The organism is Streptomyces sp. NPDC091279 (genome assembly GCF_044757465.1).
Taxonomy (GTDB): Bacteria; Actinomycetota; Actinomycetes; order Streptomycetales; family Streptomycetaceae; genus Streptomyces.
In genome coordinates this window covers 372,656-378,694 of record NZ_JBIVVA010000010.1, presented here as the reverse complement: position 1 = coordinate 378,694, position 6,039 = coordinate 372,656, and the positions used below count along the sequence as shown (strand labels likewise).

Below are 6,039 nucleotides of genomic sequence, written 5' to 3'. Positions count from 1 at the left end.
GTCAGAAGGGCGTCCAGGTCTGTCTTCACACACTGACCAACGGGCGCCCTTCGCCATGGTCGCTACCAGCACACACATCGGACTCACTCATCTAGGGGACCCGGGGTGCGGATCTCGGGGAGGCCGTCGAGGCCGGGGCCGGTGGTGGCGAGCGTGGCGTACCGGGCGCCGGTCAGCTCGGCCGCGCTGTCCACGAGGCGCTGGAGGGTGGTGCGCAGTTCGAGTTCCGCCCCGACCCCGAGGACCGCTTCGAGGAGGGGTGGCAGCCGGTCGGGCATCCGGCCGGGTCAGGTGGACAGCGGATCGAGGACCATCGGCTCGATCCGGCCCTCCAGCATCGCGCCGAGCCCCTGAACAGCGCAGATGTCCGGCTGCTCGGCGATGTGCACCGGCATTCCGGTGGCCCGCCGCAGCATCTGGTCGAGACCGGGGAGCCGGGCGCTGCCGCCGACCATCATGATCCCGCGGTCGACGAGGTCGGCGACCAGGTCGGGCGGACAGTCGCGCAGGACGCGGCCGATACCGTCCAGAACGGCGGTCATCGGGGTCTCGATCGCGCCCCGCACGGCCGCCGTGTCGACGCGCACGGAGCGGGCGAGTCCGGTGGCCACGTCCCGGCCGTGGATCTCGGTGGAGGTCGGGCCCTGCGGGGTGAGACCGTTGTCGGACAGCGCCAGTGTGAGCGGCCGCACGGACTGGCTCGGCAGCATCAACTTATGCTCCAGGCGCAGGTGTTGGACGATCGCGTGGTCCACCGCCTCGCCGCCGACCGGGATGCGCTCGGCCGTCACGATCGAGCCGAGGGAGAGCACCGCGACCTGGGTGGCGGCTGCCCCGCACACCATGATCATGGTCGCCTCGGGGCGTTCCACGGGGAGTCCGCAGCCGACGGCGGCGGCGATCAGGGTGTCCACCAGTTCGACGCGCCGGGCGCCGAGTCCGACGAGGGTCTCGATCGTGGCGCGCTGGGCCAGCGGGTCGGCGTCGTGCGGGGTGCAGGCCGCCGCGCGCAGCAGGAGATTGCGGCGCAGGGTGCGGCGGATCTTGTCGCCGAGCAGGTGCCGCAGCATCCGCTGGGCCATCTCGATGTCGACGACGGTGCCGCCGGAGACCGGGCGGACGACCCGGATGTAGTCCGGGGTGCGGCCGGTCATCTGCTCGGCGAACTCGCCGACGGCGATGAGGGCGCCGGTGCGGGTGTTCACGGCGGCGGCCGACGGCTGGTCCACGACGAGGCCGGAGCCCTTCACGTAGACGCGGGTCCGAGCCGCCCCCAGATCGACGGCGAAGTGGCAGCGGCGCAGCTGCTCCAGACTGGCGGTCATGGGCGGGTCCCTCCCGAGAACACAGACCTTGGGTGGCCGCCGGACGGCGGTCCTCTCCTAGGCATCGTGCGGCGCGGCGGGCGGGGTCGCCTGTTGTGGGGGGCCGGGCGGGGTGCGGCTGAATGGGGGGTTCTGTGATGCGGACCGCTGTAGGGGTGGCATAAGTGACGGGTTGTCGGTAGGTCGGGAGTCCGGGAGTCCGGGAGTCCGAAGATCGGGACTTCGGGACTTCGGGACTTCGGGGGTGCGGGTCGTGGGGAGGGTCGGGGTCGGTGGTCCTGGAGGTGTACGGGTCGTACGGGGTCGGGTCGGGGTCGGGGCCGGTGGTCCCGGGGGTGTACGGGTTGTAGGGGGCAGGGATTGGTAGTCCCGGAGGCGTAAGGGCCCTGGGGGAGGGGGCATGCGGACGGCGCCGCCTCCCTGGGACGGGGAAGCGGCGCCGCGGTACTCCCTGACGACATCTCGCAGGTGCTAGACCAGCCAGCCGATGAAGTGGGCCAGGGCGGCGACGATGTCGGTGAGAACGTTCATGGTGGTGCTTCTCCTTGGTGCGATACGTGCGTGGGACTCGCGCCAACTACGGTATGCATCCCGTTGATTGCGCACCGTCAGTATTGTCGGTCCGGCCCGCCCCGGGCGATCTCAGGAGCGACGATCACCTGTTCTGGGGAGCAACTGTTCCCCTGTTCGGATCGAGCCACGCGCCCTTGTCCGGATCGGTCCCCTCCCCCGGGGTGGCCCGTCACGCGCTCCTGCCCGGGTCGGCCGTCAGGGAACGCTTCATGATCTTCCCCATGTCGTTGCGGGGCAGGGCGTCGAGATGGTGGACCACCCGGGGGCGCTTGTGCGGGGCCAGCCGTCCGGCGACATGGTCGGCCAACTCCCTTTCCCCCGGCGGGGATTGCGGGTCCTCCGGCACGATCCAGGCGACGATCCGCTCGCCCAGGTCGGCGTCCGGCTCGCCGGTGACCGCCGCCTCCCGCACCCCCGGATGCTCAAGCAACGCGTTCTCGATCTCACCGGCCCCGATCTTGTAACCCCCGCTCTTGATCAGGTCGGTGGCTTTGCGGCCGACGATGCGCACGTACCCGTCGGCATCCCGCACCGCCATGTCCCCGGTACGGAACCAGCCATCCGGGGTGAACGCCGCCTCCGTCGCGTCCGGCCGGTTGAGGTACCCGGTGAACAGGTGGGCGCCGCGCACCTGGATCTCGCCCACGGTCTCGCCGTCGAACCGTTCGATCGGCGTGCCGTCCTCCTCCACCAGCCGCAGTTCCACCCCGGGCAGCGGCACGCCGACCGTCCCGGCGCGGGGCTCGCCGTCCGCCCGCACGCTGGTGTTCATCAACGTCTCCGTCATGCCGTACCGCTCCACGACCCGGCGTCCGGTGGCCGCCGTGATCCGCTCGTGGTCGTGGACCGGCAGGGCGGCGGACCCGGAGACCAGCAGCCGCGCCCGGCTCAACGCCTTCGCCAACTCCGGTTCCTCCGGCAGGGATTGGGCGATGCGGTGATACATCGTCGGCACCCCGAACAGCATGGTCGCGCCGGAGTTCAGCTCCCGTGTCACGCCCTCGGTGGAGAACCGGCCCAGGTGCCGGACCGAGCCGCCGCGCCGCAGCGGGCCCAGCATGCCGAGCACCAGGCCGTGCACATGGAACAACGGCAACCCGTGCACCAGGACGTCGTCGCCGGTCCACTGCCAGGCGTCGGCGAGCCCGTCCAGGGTGGTGGCGAGGGCCCGGCGCGGCAGCACGGCACCCTTGGGCGGGCCGGTCGTCCCCGAGGTGTAGACGACCAGCGCCGGGTCCTCGGGGGAGGCGTCCTTCGTGAACGTCTGTGCGGTGGCCGTCGGCCGTACGTCGACGTCGATGCGGGCCAAGGCGGCGAGCGGGGGCGGGAGTTCGTCAACGGGAGCCGCCAGCACCGCCGTTGGGGCGCTGTCCGTCAGGATGTGCGCCAACTCCTTGCCGCCCGACTTGGGGTTGAGCGGCACCGCGGCCACTCCGGCGCGCAGGGCGGCCACCACGGCGACGGCCGTCTCCAGGGCCGGGGTGGCCCAGACGGCGACCCGGCCGGCGTCCGCGATCCGGGCCGCCAACGTGTCGGCGGCGTGGGCGAGTTCGGCGTAGGTGAGGCTGCGGTCACCGAAACTCAGGGCGACCCGTTCGCTCGGGCTCTCCAGGGCGGGGAAGAGAGGGGAGGACACGCGGCGTACTCCTAGCTGGTGGGGGACATCACCCCCGTTCCTACACCACGTCCGCCACCACACCCCTGACGTTGTCCGGACCGCCCGCCTCGCTCGCCGCGCCGCAAGGGGAAGGTCACACGGCTTGCGGCCGTTGCGGGGGGCCCGGGTAGCTTGTTCGTACGGATGTCCGACGGTTGTGTGACGGGGGGTGGGGAGCCCGCCGCCCGGCCCTGTAGGGGAACTCCCGTAGGGGGGAGCCCTGTCAGGGAAGCCCTGTCCGGGACTTCCCGAAGGGGAGAGCCCCGTCAGGGAACTCCCGTAAGGGGAACCCCCGTCAGGGAAGTCCCGTAGGTCCAACCCCCGTCAGGGGCGCCCGTAAGGCAATCCCCGTAAGCCAACCCCCGTAAGTGAAGTCCCCCAGAGAACCCCGCAGTGGACGCCAGTCATCCGCGGCCGTGACAGAACGGAGGCCCCCGTGCCCCGCATCGCCCTCGCCACCTACGACCCCGGGTCCGAGCCGCACAAGGACCAGGATCTGCCCGTGCTGCTCGACGCGTTGCGTGCCGCAGGGGCCGAGGCGGACGGGGTGTGCTGGGACGACGCCGAGGCCGACTGGGCCGGTTACGACCTCGTCGTTCTGCGGTCGACCTGGGACTACAGCTGGCGTGCGGCGGAGTTCATGGCGTGGACCGAGCGGTGCGGGAAGGTCACGCGGCTGGCCAACCCGGCCGAGGTGGTGCGCTGGAACACCGACAAGCGGTACCTCGGGGACCTCGCGGCGGCGGGGGTACCCGTAGTACCGACCAGCTACCTGGCCCCGGGCGATCTCGCGGGGGTCGGGGTACCCGGAGTACCCGCACCCGCACCCGCCCCCACCCCCGGCGGCCGGGCGGCGTCAGGAGTACCCGTAGTACCCGCGCCCCACCCCACCCCCGGCAGTTCCGCAGCCGCCCCCGACAACCCCCGCACTCCCACCCCGCCCCACCTTCCCCGCGACCGTGAGTACGTCGTCAAGCCCACCTCCGGTGCGGGTGCCCGTTACGCCGCCCGGTATCGGCCCGAGGAGCGGGAGGCGGCGTTGCGGCATCTCGCGCGGCTGCGTGCCGAGGGGCTGACGGCGATGGTCCAGCCGTACATGCGGGGCATCGACGTGGGCGGCGAGCGGGCGTTGCAGTTCTTCGGCGGACGCCTGCTGCACGCCAGCCGCAAGCGTGCCGTCCTCGCTCCCGGCACCGCCTACGACGCCGACAAGGTGGCCCACCCCGGCCTGGAGCCCTGGACCCCGACACCGGCCGAACTCGCCGTCGCCGAACGCGCGTTGGCCGCCGTTCCCGGGGCGCGGGAGGTGCTGTACGCGCGCGTGGACCTCGTCGACGGGGACGCGGCAGGAGACGTGCGGGTGATGGAACTGGAGCTGGTCGAGCCGAACCTCTTCCTGTTCCTGCATCCCGGTTCGGTGACCGGGGTCAGGGACGCGATCCTCGCGGCGGCCCGTTCCTGATCTCCGTCCGCTGCACCAACCCCCACGTGAACTCCGCCACCGCCTCCCGTCGGACCCCCTCCGCGTCGAGGGCCGTGAAGGCGAGGCCCCAGCGGTTGGGGGCGGTGCCCTCCAGCGGGCGGGCCGGGGCGAAGGCGCGGGCGGCCTCGTCGACCGTGCAGGACCAGGGCGTGAGATCGGCGAGGGTGCGCAGGCTGGGGGCGGGGGCGCCCGGGGCGCGGACCAGCCATTCGTTCCAGACGGCGCCGTTCGGGGCGAGCAGGACCTCAAGGCGCAGGTCGGGCCAGAGGGGGACCGGCCAGGTCAGGGCCTCGCACGCCAGGTCACCGAGGGTGCGCGGGGTCGTCGACTCGGGGGTGCCCAGGATGGAGCGGTACCGGGCGGCGGCTGCCCGGGAGCGCGGGGCGTGCCGCATCGCCTGCCAACGCTTGTTGGCCTCGCGCATCTCGGCCGTCGAGACGCCCAGCGCGCGGCGGGCGTCGGCCACCAACTCCGGTTGGTGATCGGCCATGCGGCGCAGCAGGACGAGTTGGAAATCGAGCGGCGTGAACGGTTTCGCCGCGCGCGTGTCCGGTCGTTCGGGAGGTGTCTGCGAGGGCATGACCCCATCGTCGCCCACCGCGCGGGCGGACGGCGCCGGGGCGGCACGTCAGGCCGACGTCACGGGCCGCCTGATCACAGGCCGTATACCCGGTCATCAGCCGGTCATCAGCCGGTCTCGGCCGTGACCCGCACGGTCGTTGCCCGGCTCGGAGCCGCTCGGAGCCGCTCGGAGCCGCTCGGAGCCGCTCGGAGCCGCTCGGAGTCGTTCGAGGTCGTTCGAGGTCGTTCGGAGTTGCTCGGAGTTGCCCGGAGTCGTTCGGAGTCGTTCGGGGTTGCTCGGCGTCGTTGGGAGTGGTCTGTGGTGTCGCCGGGAGGGAAGGTGGTGATCGCGTCGGGCTGTCGGGTTTCCGGTGGTGTCGATCGGGTCGTTCGGTGAGGTGGAGTCGGCAGAACCATTGCCGGGTGAAACGCCGTATGAC

Annotated in this window: 6 protein-coding genes; 1 reads left to right on the top strand and 5 read right to left on the bottom strand. The window is 72.2% G+C overall.

Going from position 1 to position 6,039, the window contains the following annotated elements; translation table 11 throughout:
* Positions 1-83: 83 nt before the first annotated feature.
* From ACIQOU_RS26335 to ACIQOU_RS26320, 4 genes are all read right to left on the bottom strand, one after another.
* Complete coding sequence (locus ACIQOU_RS26335) at positions 84-278, bottom strand: hypothetical protein (RefSeq protein ID WP_401539656.1); 195 nt, start codon at positions 276-278, stop codon at positions 84-86.
* Between the two features lie 9 nt (positions 279-287).
* On the bottom strand, positions 288-1,325 hold the full coding sequence (locus ACIQOU_RS26330; RefSeq protein ID WP_401539653.1) for a rod shape-determining protein: 1,038 nt from the start codon (positions 1,323-1,325) through the stop codon (positions 288-290).
* 471 nt (positions 1,326-1,796) lie between these two features.
* Positions 1,797-1,931, bottom strand: coding sequence for a hypothetical protein (locus ACIQOU_RS26325; protein ID WP_401539651.1), 135 nt, complete (start codon positions 1,929-1,931; stop codon positions 1,797-1,799).
* Positions 1,932-2,067: 136 nt separating this feature from the next.
* Positions 2,068-3,534, bottom strand: coding sequence for an acyl-CoA synthetase (locus ACIQOU_RS26320; RefSeq protein ID WP_401539648.1), 1,467 nt, complete (start codon positions 3,532-3,534; stop codon positions 2,068-2,070).
* A 457-nt stretch (positions 3,535-3,991) separates the two neighbouring features.
* Here ACIQOU_RS26320 and ACIQOU_RS26315 point away from each other — a divergent pair, with 457 nt between their 5' ends.
* Positions 3,992-5,017 (top strand): RimK family alpha-L-glutamate ligase, encoded by a 1,026-nt coding sequence (locus ACIQOU_RS26315; protein WP_401539645.1) that lies wholly within the window; start codon positions 3,992-3,994, stop codon positions 5,015-5,017.
* Here ACIQOU_RS26315 and ACIQOU_RS26310 read toward each other — a convergent pair.
* Positions 4,983-5,618, bottom strand: coding sequence for a hypothetical protein (locus ACIQOU_RS26310; RefSeq protein ID WP_401539642.1), 636 nt, complete (start codon positions 5,616-5,618; stop codon positions 4,983-4,985). The two genes, ACIQOU_RS26315 and ACIQOU_RS26310, sit on opposite strands and share 35 nt — an antisense overlap.
* Positions 5,619-6,039: the final 421 nt, after the last annotated feature.

Bases quoted from the DNA above. Each gene is read 5' to 3' on its own strand.
- ACIQOU_RS26335 (WP_401539656.1), bottom strand. From the start codon at position 278: ATGCCCGACCGGCTGCCACCCCTCCTCGAAGCGGTCCTCGGGGTCGGG.
- ACIQOU_RS26330 (WP_401539653.1), bottom strand. From the start codon at position 1,325: ATGACCGCCAGTCTGGAGCAGCTGCGCCGCTGCCACTTCGCCGTCGAT.
- ACIQOU_RS26310 (WP_401539642.1), bottom strand. From the start codon at position 5,618: ATGCCCTCGCAGACACCTCCCGAACGACCGGACACGCGCGCGGCGAAA.